At 71.7% G+C, this 19,648-nt stretch carries 19 protein-coding genes; 10 read left to right on the forward strand and 9 right to left on the reverse strand.

Annotated elements, in window-relative coordinates; all coding sequences use genetic code 11:
- The first annotated feature begins 127 nt into the window (after positions 1–127).
- Complete coding sequence (gene metF / locus OU416_RS34805) at positions 128–994, forward strand: methylenetetrahydrofolate reductase [NAD(P)H] (RefSeq protein WP_270931325.1); 867 nt, start codon at positions 128–130, stop codon at positions 992–994.
- A gap of 64 nt (positions 995–1,058) precedes the next feature.
- Here metF and OU416_RS34810 read toward each other — a convergent pair whose 3' ends face one another.
- Positions 1,059–1,727, reverse strand: coding sequence for a DUF3153 domain-containing protein (locus OU416_RS34810; protein WP_270931326.1), 669 nt, complete (start codon positions 1,725–1,727; stop codon positions 1,059–1,061).
- 98 nt (positions 1,728–1,825) lie between these two features.
- Here OU416_RS34810 and OU416_RS34815 point away from each other — a divergent pair, with 98 nt between their 5' ends.
- Positions 1,826–3,505, forward strand: a complete 1,680-nt coding sequence (locus OU416_RS34815; protein WP_270931327.1) for a DUF885 domain-containing protein — start codon at positions 1,826–1,828, stop codon at positions 3,503–3,505.
- A 56-nt stretch (positions 3,506–3,561) separates the two neighbouring features.
- Here OU416_RS34815 and OU416_RS34820 read toward each other — a convergent pair whose 3' ends face one another.
- Together OU416_RS34820 and OU416_RS34825 are read right to left on the reverse strand one after the other, a co-directional pair.
- Positions 3,562–4,569, reverse strand: a complete 1,008-nt coding sequence (locus OU416_RS34820) for an SGNH/GDSL hydrolase family protein (protein WP_270931328.1) — start codon at positions 4,567–4,569, stop codon at positions 3,562–3,564.
- Between the two features lie 110 nt (positions 4,570–4,679).
- Positions 4,680–5,249, reverse strand: coding sequence for a GNAT family N-acetyltransferase (locus OU416_RS34825; RefSeq protein ID WP_270931329.1), 570 nt, complete (start codon positions 5,247–5,249; stop codon positions 4,680–4,682).
- A gap of 354 nt (positions 5,250–5,603) precedes the next feature.
- On the opposite strand from OU416_RS34825, the gene OU416_RS34830 reads away from it, so the two are divergent.
- Together OU416_RS34830 and OU416_RS34835 are read left to right on the forward strand one after the other, a co-directional pair.
- The gene (locus OU416_RS34830; RefSeq protein ID WP_270931330.1) at positions 5,604–6,050 is read left to right on the forward strand and encodes an SAV_6107 family HEPN domain-containing protein; all 447 of its coding nucleotides are present in this window, start codon (positions 5,604–5,606) and stop codon (positions 6,048–6,050) included.
- The gene (locus tag OU416_RS34835) at positions 6,047–6,817 is read left to right on the forward strand and encodes a maleylpyruvate isomerase N-terminal domain-containing protein (protein ID WP_270931331.1); all 771 of its coding nucleotides are present in this window, start codon (positions 6,047–6,049) and stop codon (positions 6,815–6,817) included. Before OU416_RS34830 ends, OU416_RS34835 begins: the two co-directional genes overlap by 4 nt.
- A 77-nt stretch (positions 6,818–6,894) precedes the next feature.
- On the opposite strand, the gene OU416_RS34840 is transcribed toward OU416_RS34835, so the two are convergent.
- From OU416_RS34840 to OU416_RS34850, 3 genes are all read right to left on the reverse strand, one after another.
- A complete protein-coding gene (locus OU416_RS34840; protein WP_270931332.1) occupies positions 6,895–7,104 on the reverse strand; it encodes a hypothetical protein in 210 nt (69 codons plus the stop codon).
- Between the two features lie 101 nt (positions 7,105–7,205).
- Positions 7,206–7,412: a hypothetical protein gene (locus OU416_RS34845; RefSeq protein ID WP_270931333.1), complete on the reverse strand. Its 207-nt coding sequence runs from the start codon at positions 7,410–7,412 to the stop codon at positions 7,206–7,208.
- 54 nt (positions 7,413–7,466) lie between these two features.
- Positions 7,467–12,023: an ATP-dependent helicase gene (locus tag OU416_RS34850; protein WP_270931334.1), complete on the reverse strand. Its 4,557-nt coding sequence runs from the start codon at positions 12,021–12,023 to the stop codon at positions 7,467–7,469.
- A 154-nt stretch (positions 12,024–12,177) separates the two neighbouring features.
- On the opposite strand from OU416_RS34850, the gene OU416_RS34855 reads away from it, so the two are divergent.
- Positions 12,178–13,971, forward strand: a complete 1,794-nt coding sequence (locus OU416_RS34855; protein ID WP_270931335.1) for an Hsp70 family protein — start codon at positions 12,178–12,180, stop codon at positions 13,969–13,971.
- Between the two features lie 3 nt (positions 13,972–13,974).
- Here OU416_RS34855 and OU416_RS34860 read toward each other — a convergent pair whose 3' ends face one another.
- Positions 13,975–14,106, reverse strand: a complete 132-nt coding sequence (locus OU416_RS34860; protein WP_270931336.1) for a hypothetical protein — start codon at positions 14,104–14,106, stop codon at positions 13,975–13,977.
- Positions 14,107–14,143: 37 nt separating this feature from the next.
- Here OU416_RS34860 and OU416_RS34865 point away from each other — a divergent pair, with 37 nt between their 5' ends.
- The gene (locus OU416_RS34865) at positions 14,144–14,338 is read left to right on the forward strand and encodes a DUF3046 domain-containing protein (RefSeq protein WP_270931337.1); all 195 of its coding nucleotides are present in this window, start codon (positions 14,144–14,146) and stop codon (positions 14,336–14,338) included.
- Between the two features lie 97 nt (positions 14,339–14,435).
- Here OU416_RS34865 and OU416_RS34870 read toward each other — a convergent pair whose 3' ends face one another.
- Positions 14,436–15,179: a DUF4383 domain-containing protein gene (locus OU416_RS34870; protein ID WP_270931338.1), complete on the reverse strand. Its 744-nt coding sequence runs from the start codon at positions 15,177–15,179 to the stop codon at positions 14,436–14,438.
- Positions 15,180–15,448: 269 nt separating this feature from the next.
- Between OU416_RS34870 and recA the strand changes: the two genes are divergently transcribed.
- Both recA and OU416_RS34880 read left to right on the forward strand, forming a co-directional pair.
- Entirely contained in the window at positions 15,449–16,492 is a 1,044-nt protein-coding gene (gene recA, locus OU416_RS34875; protein ID WP_270931339.1) for a recombinase RecA, read from the forward strand.
- 17 nt (positions 16,493–16,509) lie between these two features.
- On the forward strand, positions 16,510–17,124 hold the full coding sequence (locus tag OU416_RS34880) for a regulatory protein RecX (RefSeq protein WP_333779673.1): 615 nt from the start codon (positions 16,510–16,512) through the stop codon (positions 17,122–17,124).
- 51 nt (positions 17,125–17,175) lie between these two features.
- Here OU416_RS34880 and OU416_RS34885 read toward each other — a convergent pair whose 3' ends face one another.
- Positions 17,176–17,808 carry a TetR/AcrR family transcriptional regulator gene (locus OU416_RS34885; protein ID WP_270931341.1) on the reverse strand — a complete coding sequence of 211 codons (633 nt, stop codon included), beginning with the start codon at positions 17,806–17,808 and terminating at the stop codon, positions 17,176–17,178.
- Between the two features lie 67 nt (positions 17,809–17,875).
- Between OU416_RS34885 and OU416_RS34890 the strand changes: the two genes are divergently transcribed.
- Together OU416_RS34890 and OU416_RS34895 are read left to right on the forward strand one after the other, a co-directional pair.
- Positions 17,876–18,526 carry a hypothetical protein gene (locus OU416_RS34890; RefSeq protein ID WP_270931342.1) on the forward strand — a complete coding sequence of 217 codons (651 nt, stop codon included), beginning with the start codon at positions 17,876–17,878 and terminating at the stop codon, positions 18,524–18,526.
- 309 nt (positions 18,527–18,835) lie between these two features.
- Positions 18,836–19,498, forward strand: a complete 663-nt coding sequence (locus OU416_RS34895) for an HAD family hydrolase (protein ID WP_270931343.1) — start codon at positions 18,836–18,838, stop codon at positions 19,496–19,498.
- Positions 19,499–19,648 lie beyond the last annotated feature (150 nt).

Raw genomic sequence — 19,648 nt, forward strand, 5'->3', positions numbered from 1 at the left:
GATTGTGATGGAGGCACCCCACCATCCTCCGCGATGCCGTTCGGCTTCGGCTGCCCGGGCTACCGGTTCGCTCCCAGTCGTTGGGAAGACTCCGGAGCGTAGCCGGGAGTTCCTTATTCTGAGCTCCATGACGGTGGTGGGCAGGCTGGGAACCGAGCGGACGACCTTCTCGGTCGAGTTCTTCCCGCCGCGCGACGACGAGGAAGAACGCGTGCTCTGGCGGGCGGTGCGCGAGCTGGAGCCGCTGGATCCGGCGTTCGTGTCGGTGACCTACGGCGCGGGCGGGTCCAGCCGGGACCGGACCATCCGCACCACCGGGCGCATCGCGCAGGAGACCACCCTGACCCCGATGGCGCACCTGACCGCGGTCGACCACTCGGTGGCCGAGCTGCGCAACGTCATCGGCTGGTACGCCGCGTCCGGGGTGCGCAACGTGCTCGCGGTGCGCGGTGACCCGCCCGGCGATCCCAACGGCGAGTGGAACAGCCACCCGGACGGCCTCGAGCACGCCGAGGAGCTGGTGCGGCTCGTCCGCGAGCTCGGCGACTTCTGCGTCGGCGTGGCGGCCTTCCCGCACGGGCACCCGCGCTCGGCCGATCTCGGCACCGACGCCGACCACCTGGCCCGCAAGATCCGCGCCGGCGCGGGGTTCGCCATCGCCCAGCTGTTCCTGGAACCGGAGTACTTCCTGCGGCTGCGCGACCGGCTGGTCGCCCGGGGCTGCGACGCGCCGCTGCTGCCCGGGGTCATGCCGATCACGACGCCGCGGGTGTTGGCGAAGTTCGGCGAGCTGGCCGGAGTTCCGGTGCCCGCGGCGATCTCCGACCGGCTGCTCCCGCTGGCCGACGACCCGGCCGCGTTCCGGCAGGCCGGGGTGGAGGTGGTGACCCGCCTGTGCGAGCGCTTGATCGCCGAAGGCGTGCCCGCGCTGCACTTCTACACCCTCAACCGCTCCAAAGCGACGCGCCAGGTGGTGGCCGACCTCGGCCTCTGACCTCCGTCACCCGGGTGATGGTCAATTTCGTACGAAATTGACGCAGCACCGGGTGACGGCACCGTCAGGCGTTCTGCTCCGCGCGGTTGCGGAGGTGGGTGCGCAGGGCCAGCACCGCCACCAGCGCGGCCGCGATGAAGGTGAGCGCGCCGACCAGCAGCGCCCAGCCGATCCAGTCGCCGCCCGAGGCGTTCGAGTACTGGTAGATCGCCGACAGCTCGGTGACCGTGCCCGGCTCCAGCGACCAGGCCACGGTGCCCGCCGATTCCTGGCCGTTGGTGTTGGTGATCTCGCCCGGCGCGCTGACCTTGAGGTCCACCGCGGAATCGGTGTCGGCCAGCGGGGTCAGGTCCACCGAGCCGTCGACGATCACCAGCGAGCCGGAGCGGGACAGGTTCAGCCGGTACCGGGAGTCGGACTGGCTCAGCGCGCCGGCGAGGCTCTCGACCTCCGCGAAGCTCAGGTCGCGGAAGGACAACCGGGAGCCGACGCGGTTCTCGGCGCGGAACGGCACGACCTCGACCCGGTCGGCCAGCGCGTCCGGCGGCCGCAGCTCGAACGGCACCTGGCCGTCGAGGGACTCGGTGGTCACCAGCACCTCGCCGGACACCAGGTCCTCGCCGGAGACGTTCAGCGAGGCGTTGACGCGCAGGCACCCGCCGAGCAGCGTGCCGAGCACGGTGATCAGCACCAGCAGCGATGCCGCGCGGCGGCGCGGTCCGGTGGCCTCCACGTGGGCGATCTTCGCATCCGGCGGCCGATTTTGCCGACCGCGAAACCCCTCTCGTCGCAGTGGCGTGCCGCGCGGTTCCGCGCGATAGCGTGACGGGCATGGGAGTTGACCACGACGGCGTGCACGAGATCAGCGACCGGTTCGTCGACGAGCTGGCCGCGCTCGACCCGATCGCCGCTACCTACCTGGGCGTGCCAGGTGGCGAAGCAGAACTGACCGATTACTCGCCGGACGGCCACCGGGCCCGGGCCGAGCTGGCCCGCCGCAGCCTGGCGGCGGTGGAGGCGGCCGAGCCGCGCGACGACTCGGAGCGCATCGCGCAGGCGGTGTTCACCGAGCGGGTGGGGCTGGACCTGGAGCTGCACGAGATCGGCGCGGACATGTCCGCGCTGAACGTGATCGCCTCGCCGGCCCAGGAGCTGCGGCAGGTCTTCGACCTGATGCCGACCGACACCCCGGAGCAGTGGCGGACCATCGCCCGCCGGCTGTCGGTGATGCCCGAGGCGCTGCTGGGCCTGCGCGCCGGTCTGCTGTCGGCGGCCGCGGACGGCAACGTGTCGGCGGTGCGGCAGGTCACCAAGGTCGCCGAGCAGTGCGACACCTGGTCCGGGCGCGGCGGTCAGTCGTTCTTCGCGGCGATGGTGGCGCGCGCCGAGGGCGTGGACGAACCGCTGCGCCGCGATCTCGACGCGGCGGCCGAATCGGCGGCGGAGGCCTACGCCGGGTTCGCCGACTTCCTGCGCGGCGACCTGCTGCCGAAGGCACCGGAGAAGGACGCCGTCGGCGAGGAGCGGTACCGGTTGTGGTCGCGGTACTTCACCGGTGCCCGGCTCGACCTGCGCGAGGCCTACGAGTGGGGCTGGGCGGAGTTCGCGGGCATCGAGGCGGAGATGAAGGAGATCGCGAACCGGATCAAGCCGGGCGCGACGCTGGCCGAGGCCGCCGCGGTGCTCGACGCCGACCCGCGCTACCAGGTGCGCGGCCAGCGCGCCTTCGAGGAGTGGATGCAGCGGCTGTCCGATCAGGCGCTGCGGGACCTGCGCGGCACGCACTTCGACATCCCGGACGCGCTGATGGAACTGGAGTGCCGCATCGCGCCGCCGGGCGGCGGCGTCGGCGCCTACTACACCGGGCCCACCGACGACTTCTCCCGGCCCGGCCGGATGTGGTGGTCGGTGGCCGCCGACAAGGAGGACTTCCCGACCTGGCGCGAGGTGTCCACCGTGTACCACGAGGGCGTCCCCGGGCACCACCTGCAGGTGGCGACCGCGGTGCACGAAGCGCAGCGGCTGAACAAGTTCCAGCGGCTGGCCTGCTTCGTGTCCGGGCACGGCGAGGGCTGGGCGCTCTACGCCGAGCGCCTGATGCGCGAGCTGGGCTACCTGCAGGACGACGGCGACCTGCTGGGCATGCTCAACGACCAGCTGTTCCGCGCGGCGCGCGTGGTCGTCGACATCGGGATGCACCTGGAGCTGGAGATCCCGGCGGGCACCGGCTTCCACGAGGGTGAGCGCTGGACGCCGGAGCTGGGCCTGGAGTTCATGCTGAACCGGACGATCACCGATCCGCACCACGTCCGCGACGAGATCGACCGCTACCTGGGCTGGCCCGGCCAGGCCCCGTCGTACAAGCTCGGCGAGCGCCTCTGGCGCGCGGCCCGCGACGGAGCGAAGCAGCGCCACGGCGCGAACTTCGACGTCAAGGAGTTCCACACGACGGCCCTCCGCATGGGCGGCATGGGCCTGGACACCCTCCGCGAACAGCTCGCGAAGCTCTGAGCGGCGGTGAAGGGCACCTTCAGGCGAGTTGCTTGCCTGAAGGTGCCCTTCACCTCTCACCAGGACGGGTGGTGCGCGGTGAGTTGGGCGCGGGCCGATGCTTGGTGGGCGTCGGTGCGCTCGGCTTGGCGCGCAGCGTCCTCGGTGGCGCGTTCGGCCGCTCGCTCGGCTTCGGCGACGTCCGGGGCTTCGCCGTCCAGGACGTCGGCGATGATGCTGGCCTGCGCGGCCATCGCCGATGCGAACGGGTGGTACGGCGCCGCGAACGGGCTCAGGCGCTGGCCGTTGATCCAGGCCGCGCCGCCGGTCGCGCAGGCGTCGTGGCCCAGCGACGGGCCGTAGGTGTCGACGAAGGTGACGCCGGTGCGCTCGGCAGCGCCGGCGATCGCGGCGTTGAGCTGCTGCTCGATCTCGTCGGCGTAGCTGTAGTCGCCGTCGGCGATCGGGATGACGTCCGGGCAGTAGCCGCTGGGCGGCACGATGCGCGGGTAGCCGATGACCAGGATCCGGGCCCGCGGTGACCGCTCCTGCACGCCCCGCACGACTTCCGCCACGCGGTGCCCGGTGATCTCGATGCGCCGCACGAGGTCGTCACCGCCGTCGACGGCGAAGTGCTCGCGGCACGGCGAGCCGACCGGGTCGGTGGCGCGCAGGCCGGAGCAGGTGGCGATGACGTCGCCGAAGACGCTGGAGTCGTTGCCGCCGATGCCGAGCGTGACCAGGTCCGTTTCCGGGGTGAGCGCGTCGAACTGCGGTCCGGAGTACCAGTCCTGGGCGCTCGTCATGTCCGTGGTGTCCGCGCCGCCGCAGCTGACGTCGGTGAACTCGGCGGGCCCGAGCTCGCGCGCCAGCAGCGCCGGGTAGTTGTTCGTGGACCGCCCGCACAGCAGCGGGTCCAGCCGCATCCACGGGATCAGCGGGCCGGAGGTGAACGAGTCGCCGAGGGCGACGTAGTGCTGGTACGCGGGCTCGTCGGCCGCCGCCGGGACGACGCTCAGGGAGAGCCCCGCCAGCACCGACAACGCGATTCCGCCCGCTCTGCGGAGCGCTCCCACCCGGCCCATCGGCACCTCCACCGTCGCTACCTGCTGGTAACGCAGTGAAGACGATCACCGGGTGATCGGCAAGGATTTCGTGAAAGTGCTTCGGATTTTGCTCCGTGCGCGTGACCCGATCAGCGCTCTTCGAGCGGCAGCGGGCGGCCGAGCACGGCGAACGGGCGCGGATCGCCGGTGAACCGGTAGTTGCGCAGCACGTCGGTGAAGCCGACCCGGCGGTACAGCCGCCAGGCGCGCGTCGGGCCCTCCGGGGTGGACAGCAGGACCTTGTCGCCCGGGGCGTCGGTCAGCAGCTGGCGCAGGACCCGCTCGCCGATGCCCGCGCCCTGACCGGCCGGGTGCACGTGCAGCTCGGTCAGCTCGAAGTAGTCGTCCAGCCAGTCGCCGATCTCGGTCCCGCTGCTGAGCAGGCCGCGCCGGACCTGCTCGTGCCACCACTGGCCCGGGGCGCCGAGGTAGCCGTAGCCGATGCCGATGAGCTGGTCCTGCTCGCTGAACGCGCCGATGCAGCGCCAGCCCGCGCGCTGCATGTGCGCCGACCACATCGGGGCGCGCTGCTGGGCGGTGGCGGGCGGGTAGCCCATCGCGGTCACGTAGATCTGCAGGGCTTCGGGCAGCCGGGCCTGGAACTGGTCGGCGGTCAGCTCGGCGATCCGGTCACAGCGGGGCGGCGGGGCGGCGGTCACGGCCGAACACTAGCCGGTTCCGGGCGGGCGGTCGTTCCTGGCGTGCCCTCCGGGTGGTGAGGCGGTCACCGCGTGTTCGATTCGCCCCTTCGGGTGATCATCTTCGCTGGTAGTGACTCGAACAGGTGAGCTATGGCGCATTGCTTGAGTCGATCGGCCTGGCGCGCTAATCTGAAGGTGTTCGAACACGGGTTCGATGGACTCCAGTTCGAACGCAAGGTCCGGCGGTGGGGTGGGGGAAGCACTCCGCCGCCGGGCCTGCCGCCTCGGACCTGCTGGCCGGCGAAGGACGCCGGGCAGCGCGCGGTGCCCGGGTGGGCGTGGACGGCTTCGTCGTTGCAGAGGAGAGCGCCGATGTCTTTTTCCACCGATCTCTCGATTCCCGCTCCGCGGAGCTCCGTGGAGGACCAGGGCCCGACCCCCGAGGCGGAAACCCCGGCGGGTTCGCTGTCGTTGCTGCTCAACGCGCGGACCTGCCTGCACGAAGCGGAGCAGGCGGACCGGCCCGGTGAGCGGTACGCCGCCGCCCACGTGGCCGCGTTGCGCGCGGCCACCGCGGTGGTGGTGGCCCGCTCCTGGCAGCGCGAGCGGAGCCGGCCGGCCAGCGTGTGGACGCTGTTAACCGGGGCCGCCCCCGAACTGCGGGAGTGGGCGGCCTACTTCGCGGCGCGATCGGACCGGCGCGCGGCCGCCGAGGCCGGAGTGCCGACGATCACCTGGCTCGACGCCGACGGCCTGTTGGCGCGCAGCCGGGAATTCCTGGACATAGTCGGGCGAAGCTTGTTGGGGGTGGCGCGGTGAACGGCACTGACTTGGGACTGGACTACGGGCGGATGCTGGACCTGCTCGGCATCGAGGCGCAGTTGCTCACCGCGGCGACGCACGACGCGCACCCGGACGCACCGGTGTGGAGCGCTTCCGGGCGGACGCTGGGGCAGACCGTCCGGCACCTGGGTGATCTGTGCGAGGACGCGCTGTGCTGGCTGGGATCGGCGGAGGTCGAGCGGCCGTGGCAGCTGCCGGACCGGCCCGAGCTGCGCGAGGTGACCAGCCGGTTCGCGGTCCGGTTGGCCGGGCTGCTGGCGGAGTTCGGTTCCCGGCCGCCGCACGACCCGTGCCCGACCTGGTGGCCGGAGCAGCACGAGGTGCGGTTCTGGCTGCGCCGGGTGCTGCACGCCACCACGGTGCACCGGGTGGACGTGCAGACCGCCGCGGGGGTGGAGCGGACCGAGATCGAAGCCGACGTGGCGGTCGACGGCATCGACGAGGTGCTGCGGGCGTGGTTCGGCTACCGGCTGCACGCCCTCGGCATCACGGCGAGCCGCGCCTGCTCGGTGGGCGTGCACGTGGCCGGCCGCAACTGGCTGGTCACCGCGGACCAGCGCGGTACCGCCGTGGTCGGCTCGGACGACGTGGCGGCCACGACGCCGGATGCGGTGGTGGGCGGTGACGCGGCGGCGGTCTACCTGTGGATGTGGGGCCGGTTGCCGAACCGCGCGGTGGAGATCAGCGGCGATCCGGACGCGGTGGCCCAGCTGTGGGGGCTGCTCCAGCTCGCCATCCGCTGATCGCGGAAACCGTTGCACCGCAGGTGCTCCGGAGCTGCCCGGCCTCGTTCCTGCGCGAGGCCGGGCTTTCCGGAGCATTACTCCCAGAGGGAGAAGAGCGCGGCGAGCAGCAGCATCGAGATCAGGAAGGCCGCGTAGAAGACGAGGACCGTGACCAGCGCGGAACTGATGATCGCGCCTGCCAGCCGCCAGCCGTTCCGCCAGCCGTGCCGTCGCACCTTGCGGTGGAAGGTCCAGCCGCCCGCCGCCAGTGCGACGGCGAACATGGAGATCGAGTACGGGTTCACGCGCCGAGTATCGATCAGCGCTCGCTCGATGATCGGGAAACGCTCGATTTTCCGGGGCGGAGTCGCTCTCGCGCGGCGAGCCGCAACGCCGTGTCCGGCGTTCAGGCGATGACGAAGAGGAGTGCGAGCACCAAGATCATGATCGTGTACGCCGCGAAGTAGGTGAGGACGCCGACCAGTGCAGCGCCGGAGACGAGGCCCGAGAAGTGCCAGCCGCCCTGCCAGCCGTGGCGTTTCGCGAGGCGGCGCAGGGTGAAGCCGCCTGCGGCGAACGCCATTGCCAGCAGCACGGCCTGGTGCAGATCCATGCCCGGACTATCGCTCAACGTGCCGCTTTCGATACCGGATCATCACCACCGACGTCAGGCGCGCAGGCGCAGACCTTTCGGCGTGGCGCGGAATCCCGCCTCGGTGAGGACCGCCGCGAGCCGCGATCCCCACGCGCCTTCGCCGTCAGCGCGCTGCACCGAGAGCTGCTCCAACCACCCGTCGCGGACGACGCGCGCAAGTCCGCCCGCCGCTGCGCGCAGCGCGGGCTCGTCCTCGGTGAACGACAGCAGCGACTTCCCGCCGCGCTCGACGTAGAACACCGCCTCGCCGGACACGAGAACCACCAGCGCACCAGCCTTGCGGCCTGGCCGGTGCCGGGTTTCGCCCATCGCTGCGGGCCAGTCCAGCGCGCCGCCGTAGGGCTGAGCCGGATCGGCGGCGGCCAGCACCACGGCTTCACCCGGGCCTTCCTCGCGGGACAGCGCCCGCAGGCGGTCGATCGCACCGGGCACCGCGAACTGCGCGGCCCCGAGCCCCTCGACGACGTACCCGCGACGGCAGCGCCCGGATTCCTCCATCGCCCGAAGCACCTTGTACACAGCGGAAAACCCGCCGGTGACGCGTTCGACGTCCAGCGCTCCGCGGGTGAGCACCCCGTGCCGCTCCAGGAACGCTTCGGCGCGGGCGTGCGCACGCCGTGTCGGCTCGTTCGAAGGCTGCGGCGCCAGCGACCAGCGTCCGGAGACGGTGGGCGGGCCGCTGCGGCTGGGCATCGACGGACGTCCCGCGCGCAGCCGCGCATAACGACCACGAGGCGCACTGCGGCGCGGTTTGTGCGCAGCACCGCGCCCGGACACCAGAGACCGCAACGGCGCCAACGTGTCGTTGGTGACCGTGCCGGACCAGACCAGGTCCCACAGCGCGGAGGTGACCGCATCATCCGCGGGAACGCTCTCGTCCTGCTCCAGCAGCAACGCCCCGGCCCGGTCGGCCAGCTGCCGGAAGAACAGCGCCCCACCGTCCAAGGCGGACACCACCGCCCGGTGCAGCGGGGAGTCGGTGCCGGGCTCCTCGGGCAGGTCCGGCAGCAGCAGGTCCGCCACGTCCGCGGGCGCCAGCGCGATCCAGCCGTCACCACCGGCCAAGGAGCCGGATCCGACCCAGGTGACCTCGCCGGTCGCGGTCAGCTCGTCGAGCAGCGCGGGGGAGTAGCCGGGCAGCCGCGCGGGCAGGATCAGCGACTCCAGGCCGCTGGCCGGGACCGGGACACCGGCGAGCTGCTCGACGGCGGAGTACACGTCGTCCACCGTCGGCGCCGTGCGCAACCGCGCACCGATGCCGTGCCAGGTGGGCAGGAACCGTCCCAGCGCGGCAGGTTCGACGGGTTCGACCTCCGCGCGCAGCCGGGCGAGCGAAGCCCGCCGCAGCCGCCGCAGCACCTCGGCGTCGCAGTACTCCAACGCCCGCCCGCCCCCGGCTTCCAGCGGCCGCAGCTCACCGCGGACCAGCCGCCCGGTGCCGGTCAGCCGGTCCAGCACGCCGTGCACCACCGCCACGCCGAGGCCGAAGCGCTGAGCTGCGGCATCGGCGGTGAACGGCCCGCGGCTGCGGGCGTAGCGGATCAGCAGGTCGCCCAGCGGATCGGCCACCGGCTCGGTGAACGCCTCGGGCACTCCCACCGGCAGCGCGACACCGAGCGCATCGCGGACCCGGCCGGCGTCCTCGATCGCGATCCACCGCTCCTGCCCGGCGATGCGCACCTGGAGCACGCGCCGCTGATCGGCGAGCTCGGCCAGCCACTCCGGGCGCACGCCCCGCGCCTCGGCCTCCTCAGTGGACAGATCGCCGAGGAAGCGCAGCAGGTCGACCGCGCCCTCGGCGTCGCGGGCGTGCCGGTCCGGGTCGAGCCGTTGCAGCTGCTGCTCGATCTCCGCCAGGGCCTCGGCGTCGAGCAGTTCCCGCAACGCCTCGGAACCGAGCAGTTCGGCCAGCAGCGTCGAGTCCAGGCTCAGCGCGGCCGATCGCCGCTCGGCCAGCGGCGCGTCGGTCTCGTACAGGAACATGCCGATGTAGCCGAACAGCAGGCTGCGCGCGAACGGCGACGGCGTCGGGGTCTCGACCTCGACCACCCGCACCTTCCGCGCGGCGACCTGCGACATCAGCTCGGTCAGCCCGGGCAGGTCGTAGACGTCCTGCAGGCATTCCCGCATCGCCTCCAGCACGACGGGGAACTGCTCGTACTGCGCGGCGACCGCCAGCAGTTGTGCCGCCCGCTGCCGCTGCTGCCACAGCGGGGTGCGGCGGCGCGGGTCGCGGCGCGGCAGCAGCAGCGCTCGCGCCGCGCACTCCCGGAACCGCGCGGCGAACAGCGCCGAGCCGCCGACCTCGTCGGTCACCACCTGCTGGACCTCGTCCGGTGGCAGCAGCACGTCCTCGGCGGTGGGCAGCACCTCGGCGCCGGAATCGTCCAGCGCATCGGCCAGCCGCAGCACGATCCCGTCGTCGGAGGAGGCGACCTGCGGTTCGATGCCGCGCCGCTCCCGGATCCGCGCGCCGATCGCCAGCGCCCACGGGCCGTTGACCTTCGCCCCGAACGGGGAGTGCACCACCAGCCGCCAGTCGCCGAGCTCGTCGCGGAACCGCTCCACCACGATCGTCCGGTCGTCGGGCACGTGCCTGGTGGCCCGCCGCTGTTCGTCCAAGTAGGACAGCAGGTTGTCCTGCGCCCACCCGTCGAGCCCGGCGGCCGCGATCCGCTCCCGCGCGGCAGCGGTGTCCGCGCCGGTCAGCTCCCGGACGAAGGCGCCGAGCGCGCGCCCCAGTTCGAGCGGCCTGCCCGGCGAATCGCCCTTCCAGAACGGCATCCGGGCAGGCTGGCCGGGGGCGGGCGTGACCACGACCCGGTCGTGGGTGATGTCCTCCACCCGCCACGCCGAGGTGCCGAGCAGGAACGTGTCGCCCACCCGCGATTCGTAGACCATCTCCTCGTCGAGCTCGCCGACGCGCACCCCGCCCTTGCCCGCGGCGTCCTCGCCCGGCGTGGTCACCATGAACAGGCCGCGGTCCGGGATCGTGCCGCCCGAGGTGACGGCCAGCCGCTGCGCACCCGGACGCGCGCGCAGCTCGTCGTTGACCCGGTCCCAGACGATGCGGGCCCGCAGCTCGCCGAACTCCTCGCTCGGGTACCGGCCCGCCAGCATGTCCAGCACCGCGTTCAGCGCCGAATCGGGCAGCCCGGCGAACGGCGCGGCGCGGCGCACGACGGCGGCCAGCCGCGCCACCGGCCAGGGATCCATCGCGACCATCGACACCACGTGCTGCGCCAGCACGTCCAGCGGGTTGCGGGGGAAGGCGATCGATTCGATCAACCCGTCGGCCATCCGCTCCGACACGACCGCGCACCCGACGAGATCGCCGCGGAACTTCGGGAACACCACGCCGCGCGACACCGCGCCGACCTGGTGCCCACCGCGCCCGATGCGCTGCAGCCCGGAGGCCACGCTCGGCGGCGTCTCGACCTGGACGACCAGGTCGACCGCGCCCATGTCGATGCCCAGCTCCAGCGACGAGGTGGCCACCACGCAGGGCAGCCGCCCGGACTTGAGCTCCTCCTCGACCACGGCGCGCTGCTCCTTGGACATCGAGCCGTGGTGCGCCTTCGCGATGACCGGTGGCGCCCCGGCGGCCACCCCGGAACCGCCCACCGCCTCGGCCGGGAACCGCGCCGCCGGTTCGAGCTCCTCCTCGACCGCGAGCTCGTTGATCCCCGCGGTCAGCCGCTCGGCCAGCCGCCGGGAGTTGCTGAACACGATGGTCGAGCGGTGCTGCCGGATCAGCTCCAGGATCCGCTCCTGCACCGACGGCCAGATCGACGGCTGCTGATCGGCACCCTCACCGCTGGACGCGCCCAGCTCGGCCATGTCCGGCACCGGGACCTCGACCCGGACCTCGACCTCCTTCGGGTGCGCGGGCTGGATGGTGCGGACCGGCCGCCCACCGGCGAGGAAGGTGCTGACCTCCTCGACCGGCCGGACCGTCGCGGACAGCCCGATGCGCTGCGCGGGCGCCGGCAGGAGCTCGTCCAGCCGCTCCAGGCCCAGCGCCAGGTGCGCCCCGCGCTTGGTCCCCGCCACCGCGTGCACCTCGTCGACGATCACCGTCTCGACCCCGCGCAGCGACTCGCGCGCCGCCGACGTCAGCAGCAGGAACAGCGACTCCGGCGTGGTCACCAGCACGTCCGGCGGCGTCCGGTTGAACGATCGCCGCTGGTCGGCGGGGGTGTCGCCGGTGCGGATGCCGACGGTGATGTCCGGTGGGGCGCTGCCGCGGCGCTGCGCGGCCTGCCGGATGCCCGCCAGCGGTGCGCGCAGGTTGCGCTCCACGTCGACCGCCAGCGCCTTCAGCGGCGAGACGTAGAGGACCCGGCAGCGGTGCTTGGCCTCCGCGGGCGCGCCTTCGACGGCCAGCTTGTCCAGCGCGGACAGGAACGCCGCGAGCGTCTTGCCGGAACCGGTCGGTGCGACGACCAGCGCGTGCTCGCCCGCCGCGATGGCCTCCCACGCCCCGCGCTGCGCCTCGGTGGGCGCGGCGAAGGCCCCGCGGAACCAGTCGCGGGTCGCGGGGGAGAAGGTGTCCAGCACATCGCGCACCCCTCCATGCTGGACCAACGGCCCGACAGCGCGTCGCCGAGACCGTCCGAAGTGGGCCGCGGAGGCCGCCAATGGTCGGGATCGGTGCTCCCACCGGGACGCTGCATGGCAGCATTCCCCTCCGGGAAGGTCTTCTCAGCTGGGAGGGGGACGGGTGCGCGTCCTGTCGGTGGATCTCGGTACGTCGAACACCGTGGCGGTGCTGGCCGCGCACGGGCGGCCACCGCGCGTGATCGAGGTGGACGGATCGGCGACCATGCCCTCGGCGGTGTTCGCGGGCGAGGACGGCGGGCTCGTCGTCGGCCGGGACGCCGAACGCCGCGCCAGGCTGGACCCGTCCCGGTTCGAACCGAACCCGAAGCGCCGCGTCGACGAGAGCACCCTGCTGCTCGGCGACAACGTCATCACGGTCACCGACGCGCTCGCCGCCGTCCTGCACCGCGTCGCCGAGGAGACCACCCGCCAGCTCGGCGGCGCCCAGCCCGACGAGGTCCGCCTCACCCACCCCGCGCAGTGGGGCACGGTCCGGCGCAACGTGCTGCTGTCGGCGGCGCGGCTGGCCGGGTTCAGCTGCAACCTCGTCCTGGTGCCCGAACCCGTCGCGGCCGCCGCGCACTTCGCGTCGTTCCCCGACCGGGCGCTCGGCAACGGCCAGGTGCTGGCCGTCTACGACCTGGGCGCGGGCACCTTCGACTGCGCGATCGTCGGGGCCAGCCAGCACGGGTTCGTGGTGCTCGCCGAGGACGGCTTGGGCGACCTGGGCGGTCTGGACGTCGACCAGGCGCTGCTGGAGCACGTCGGGCGGCAGGTCTCCAACAAGGACCCGCAGCGCTGGCAGCACCTGCTGCGGCCGGACACCACCGCCGACCGCCGGGCCCAGCGCGCCTTGATCGAGGACGTCCGGGCGGCGAAGGAGACGCTGTCGCGGCACCCGCAGACCGAGGTGCCGATGCCCGAACCGTTCGAGGACGTGCTGATCACCCGCGCGGAGCTGGAAGGCCTGGTGCGCCCCACCATGCTGCGCAGCGTCGAGCTGCTGTCCTCGGTGCTGCGCTCCAACGGCATGGCGCCCGAGCAGCTCGCCGGGATCTACCTGGTGGGCGGTTCCAGCCGGTTGCCGCTGGTCGCGAGCCTGATCGGCGAGCAGCTGCGGGTCGTGCCGACGACGCTCGACCAGCCGGAGACCGCGGTCGCCCTCGGCGCGCACCACGTGGCCCGCGACGCCGCGTCGATGTGGACCAACGACATCCGCCCCGGGCCCGCCCCGGCACCGGCGCCCGCCCCGGTCGGCTACCGCGAGCCCGACACGGTGCGCACCCGCCCGGTGGCCCCGCCGCAGCCCGTCCCGCCACCGGCCGAGCCGGGTTCCCGGCGCAACCTCCTGATCGGCCTGGGCGCCTTCGCCGCCGTCGCGGTGCTCGTCGCGGTGGTGGCGATCGTGGTGCGCGTCAGCGGCGGCTCGCCGGCGCCGAGCGCGTCCGAGTGCTTCCAGCCCGGTGCCCGCGACGACAAGGGCTTCACCACGTGCCTGCGCAACTTCGCGGGCAGCGTCCCGGAGCGCGCCAACTGCGCGCCTGGCTGGCAGCGGATCATGCCCGGGCTGCGGGAGCTCAGCGGCACCGTGGTGTCCTGCTCGATCGGCAACCCCAACGAGGGCACCCAGATCGTCTACACGCAGCTCGACTCGCAGGAGGCGGCGGCCGCGCGGGCCGATCTGCTGCTGTCCTTCAACGGGGTGCACAGCGACCAGGTGGAGGCCGACTGGACCGGCAACGGGCTGTCCGGCAGCTACCGCGCGGTCACCGGCATCGACTTCGGCACCCTGGTGTTCACCGTCGAGGACCGCCCGCTGGTCGGCATGCTGCTGCAGCCCAACGAGGACCTGAAGCTGAGCCCGGAGGCCCTCGCCGACACCTTCGAGAAGACCGTCCAGCCGGGGCTGGCCTGACCGTCAGCGGCGGTTGCGCCGTTCCCACAGGAACCGCACCGCGACGACGATCGCGGCCAGCAGCCCGAGGGCGATCACGACCTTGCCGAGCGGGGTGGACAGCCCCGTCGGATCGGCCTGCATCAGGAGCAGCACGCCACCAGGGTACCGGCGGCGCGTAGGCTGGCGGGCGATGCGCCACACAGCTTTCCGCCAACGCATGGCCGACGAATTCGGTCGGGTCCGCGCCGAGATGCTGGCTCAGGACCACGTCTTCTCGTCGCTCGGCGGGCGCACCGTCGACCAGGCCCTGGAAGCCGGGGTGACGACCAAGGAGGTCTGGCAGGCGGTCTGCGAAGCCTTCGAAGTGCCCGCCGAACGCCGCTGATCCCCGGGTTCTCCCGCGATTTCAATGGAAGTCCAACATCCGATTTCAATGGAAGTCAGGTGCCTGATTTCCATTGAAATCGCGTTCCGCCGGCGGGTCAGGACTCCGGTTCGCGCGGGGGCCTGGGCTGGGCGGGGGTTTCGAAGTCGGCCCAGAGGTTCTGGGCGCTGACCTGCTGCTCCGGGGTGCGCCCGGCATCCACGTAGTGGGCGTAGGCGCGGCGGCGCTCCTCCTGCATGTGCCGCGCGGCCTCGGCGCGCAGCCGACGCGCCTGCTCCGGGGTCGCGTGGCCCTCGGCCATCGCGACCTCGTCCTTGGCCAGCGGGGTGAGCTCGGCGATCCGCCGCTCGTCGGCCAGCCGCTGCTCGGGAACCTCCTCGGCGGGCGGTTCGTGGTGCCGGTAGCGGACGAAGGGGTTGTCCCGCGGCAGGCCGCCGCTGACCCGCCCGTAGAACCCGAAGAACATCAGGACCAGGCCGGCGATCAGGCTGAACACCACGTTCTGCAGCTTGAACGCGAAGAGGTTCCAGGGCGTTTCGAGCAGTCCGAGGTTGATCAGCCCGGACAGGAAGAACAGCACGCCGATCACGGCGGTGGTCGTGGAAGCCACCGGCCCGCCCCAGGCGGCGGCGCAGACCAGGATCGCGCCGACGACGATCGAGACCACCGCCAGCAGCCCGTTGCTGGACAGCCCGAGGACGTCGATGCCGCTGGTGGTGAACAGCGGAACCCGGTTGGCCAGGCCCAGCACGCCGAAGGCCAGCAGGCAGGCGCCGAAGACGGCCGCTGCCATCCGGTAGAACCGGCTGAGCGGGTGGTCCGGCGGAAGGTAGCGGTCCATGCGCACGGTCGGCACCTCCTCCTCGGGTCGCCGGTCGGGCGAACGTCGGGTGGTCCTCCGAGTGTCCACCTGAGCAGGGCTGATCGCACTGTCACACGACCAGGTGAAGCGACTGGCGTGTCGGGCAGGTGATCGAACATCCGTTCGCTTAAGATGTGGGGGCAACGGGACCGAGGTCGGCGAACCCCGCGGCCGGATTGTCGGTCCCTGCCCGTAGCGTCTGATCTGAACAACGACGACGAAGAACGACTCGACCGAGGTGGACCCCGATGGCAGCAGCGACACCGGACAAGGGCAAGGCGCTGGAGCTGGCGCTCGCCCAGATCGACAAGCAGTTCGGCAAAGGGTCGGTCATGCGACTCGGCGAGGAGACCCGCGCGCCGATCGAGGTCATCCCGACCGGGTCCATCTCGCTCGACGTCGCGCTCGGGATCGGCGGCCTGCCGCGTGGCCGGATCGTGGAGGTCTACGGCCCGGAGAGCAGCGGTAAGACCTCGGTCGCGCTGCACGCGGTGGCCAACGCGCAGAAGCTCGGCGGCACCGCGGCGTTCGTCGACGCCGAGCACGCGCTGGACCCCGAGTACGCCAAGGCGATCGGGGTGGACACCGACGCGCTGCTGGTGTCCCAGCCGGACACCGGTGAGCAGGCGCTGGAGATCGCGGACATGCTGATCCGCTCCGGCGCGCTGGACATCATCGTCATCGACTCGGTGGCCGCGCTGGTGCCGCGCGCCGAGATCGAGGGCGAGATGGGCGACAGCCACGTGGGTCTGCAGGCCCGGCTGATGAGCCAGGCGCTGCGGAAGCTGACCTCCGCGCTCTACAACGCCAAGACCACCGCGATCTTCATCAACCAGCTCCGCGAGAAGGTCGGCGTGATGTTCGGCTCCCCGGAGACCACCACCGGTGGTAAGGCGCTGAAGTTCTACTCCTCGGTGCGGCTGGACGTGCGCCGGATCGAGACGCTCAAGGACGGCTCGGACGCGGTCGGCAACCGGACCCGCGTCAAGGTGGTCAAGAACAAGGTCGCGCCGCCGTTCAAGCAGGCCGAGTTCGACATCATCTACGGCATCGGCATCAGCCGCGAGGGCTCGCTGATCGACATGGGCGTCGAGCAGGGCATCATCCGCAAGTCCGGTGCCTGGTACACCTACGAGGGCGACCAGCTGGGCCAGGGCAAGGAGAACGCCCGCCGGTTCATGCGGGAGAACCCGGACGTCGCCAACGAGATCGAGAAGCGGATCAAGGAGAAGCTCGGCATCGGCGCGACGCTGGACGCGGAGGACGCCGAACCGGCTCCGGTCGAGTTCTGATCCTGAAGCTGGTGCGGATGAACGACGGTGGCAGGCGTCGGGGGAGCGGTGCGCGGAACCGCTTCCCCGACGATGCCCGTTCGGAAGAAGCGACTCGGGGCGAGGCGGCGGAACCGAAGCGGAGCAAGCCCGAGACTCCGGAGCAGCAGGCGCGCGACATCGTGTACCGGCTCCTGGCGGCGCGTGCGCGCAGTCGCGGTGAGCTGCGCCAGTCCTTGCTGCGCAAGGGGATCGACGAGGACGTCGCCGACGGCGTGCTGCAGAAGTTCGTCGACGCGGGCCTGGTCGACGACGCCGCCTTCGCCGAGGAATGGGTGCACTCGCGTCAGCGCACCCAGGGCCTGGGGCGCAAGGCGCTGGGTTTCGAACTGCGCCGCAAGGGCGTCGACGGCCACCTGGTGGAAGCGGCGCTCTCCACTGTGGACTCCGACGTGGAAGCGGAACGGGCCCGGGAGCTGGTGCAGCGCAAGCTCCGCTCCATGAGCGCGCTCGACCACACGACGAAGATGCGCCGCCTGGTCGGCATGCTCGCCCGCAAGGGCTACTCCGAAGGTCTCGCCTACCGCGTGGTGCGCGAAGAGCTCGAGCGCACCGGAGACGAATCCCCGGACCCCGACCTCGAAACTCCGTGAGCACGAGCAATTCCCCGTAGCGGCAGTCGGTCTGGCCGGCTGCCGCTTCTCTCATTCTCGCTGGCTCAGCAGCTCGCGGGCGAGTGCTTCGCTCCACCACTGCTCGATCCGTTCGGGGGGCCAGGACCGCTCCGCGACGAGCGTTGCGTAGACGTCGATGTTGCACAGCGCTGCGTAGCAGTCGACGGCGGTCGGGATGTCCAGGTCGGGCCGGAGCGTGCCATCGGGCCAGCTGGAGAACACCTGGACGCGAGTCCGGTCGGCGACCTGCCGCGCCTGCCGGTAGAGGTCGGCGAGTTCGGGTTCGGTCTTCCCGGCTTCGCGGATCAGCGCGATGAGGTCGCCGGAGCGCTCGAACAGCCGCCGGTCGTAGCCGGCCATCGCGGACAGGTGCTCGCGCGGATCGCTGGATGATTCCAGCTCCTCGATCTGCCGCGGCAGGTCCGCGGCGATGTCGGCCGATTCGGCCAGTGCCCAGACCAACCCGGTCTTGTTCTTGTAGGCCGCGTACACGGTCGGCGCCGAGACGCCCGCTTCGCGGGCCACGTCCCGCACGGTGGTGCTCGCCCAGCCCTGCGCGACGAACAGCCGGCGCGCGGCGTCGGCGATCTCGGTCCGGGTCTGGTGCGCCTGCGCCATGCGGCGCAACGAGTTGTACGGGCGTCGCCCGGTCTCTTCTCCCATGATTGCGTCTCCATCCAACGCTCCCTACATTGATTATAGGGTACGTAAACCGAAATGGGGTGTTGCGATGAACATCGCTGGTCTGGCGGCTGTGGGAGGTATCGGGTTCGTCCTGCTGGCCATCGTCATCAACGTCGTCTACGTCCGCGCCGGGCTCCCGATGCCGAACTCGGGCCAGTCGCTGGCCGCGGTCACCGATTCGCTGGCCGCAGTCGGCGACCGGTTGAAGAAGCCCTCGGTGGTCGCACCGGCCACTTGGCTGTGCACCACGGTTTTCGCCGCCGGACTGCTCGCGCAGCTGTGGCGAGGTGAACCGGGAACGGACGCGTGGGCGCTCGTCGGCTTCGCCGGTGTCCTCATGCAGAACGCGACGTTCGTGGTGGTGGAGGCACTCCGCTTCGGCATGGCGGCCGCGGCCAAGAACGGTGACCCGGTCGCGGGACTGTGGGCCTTGAGCAACGTCTTGTTCGGCTTCAACCAGGTCTTCCTGGCAATCGCCCTGCTGGGCTTCAGCGCAGCCGGGTCGGGCGTCGGGTTCATCCCCGCTTGGCACGCCTGGCTCGGCTACGCTAGCGCGGCGCTGCTGTTCGTCTCCTCCTCGGCCAGCCCGTACAACGCCGACGCCAGGAACCGAATCGCGGTGACCGGCCTGATCGGCTGGCTCGGCTGGGCCGCCTGGATCGTCATCGCCAGCGTCGTCCTGCTCGGAAGCAGTTGAAGTGCCACGACATCCGCGCCGAATGCCCGGGCCGGAACGCGGTGGCACCGGGCTTGGTGCGCCGGAAGCCGATGTCCGGGAAGCGGCGGTCTACGCGATGAGCTGCACGTCGTCCGTCCGGTGCAAGCCGATGCTGGGCTCGCTGCGCGAGCGGGATCCCGATTCCGGTGTCCGGGCCGATGCCGACCTGCTGCTAGAGGTCATGGCCGAGGTCGGCACGAGCGGAGGTGATCCAGCCGCGTGTGGGCCGCCTCTCAGATCGGGACGGGAGTACCGGAATGTCGCCGCCGGCTCGTAGAGTCGCCAGCCATGACGACTCTCGCTGGCACTCGGCACATCGTGTGGGACTGGAACGGAACTCTCCTGGACGACAACCACGCCGTGGTATCGGCGGTGAACACCGTCTGCGCGGAGTTCGACCGCGAGCACATCGACATCGACGAGTGGCGAGCGGTGTTCAGCCGTCCGCTGCTGCAGTGCTACGAGCGCCTGCTGCGCCGGTCGCTGGACGACCAGGACTGGGCTCGGATCGACGTGCTCTACCACGATGCGTACCGCGATCTGCTGGACACCTGCGGTCTGGCGAAGGGCGTTCCGAACGCCTTGCAGGACTGGGCGAAGGACGGCCGGAGCCAGTCGCTGCTGTCCATGTGGTTCCACGACGAGCTCGTCGAGCTGGTGACGGCTCGCGGCCTGTACGAGCTGTTCGCGCGCGTCGACGGCTTGCGCGCGGAGGTCGGCGGCGGTTCGAAGGCCGAGCACCTGCGCCGCCACCTGGCCGCGCAGGAGCTCGACGCCCGCGACGTGGTGCTCATCGGCGACGTCCTCGACGACGCCCACGCGGCGGAGCAGGCCGGAACGCAGTGCGTGCTGGTGACCACCGGCGTGACCAGCCGCGCGGCGCTGGAGCAGACCGGTCGCCCGGTCGTCGACTCGATCCCGGAGGCCCTGGCCGTCCTCGCTGAGTCGTGATCGACCCGTGAGTGCTTTGTGGGGCTATAGAGGTTGTTTGGGATCTTGTTGGGTGGTGTGTGTTAGGCGTGCGAGTTTGCGTGTCATGTGGATGATGGCGGCCCAGCAGACGATGGTGGCGTGGTGTTCGGGGAGGCGTTCGTAGTCGCG

Source organism: Saccharopolyspora indica, assembly GCF_027853965.1.
Classification (GTDB): Bacteria; Actinomycetota; Actinomycetes; order Mycobacteriales; family Pseudonocardiaceae; genus Saccharopolyspora; species Saccharopolyspora indica.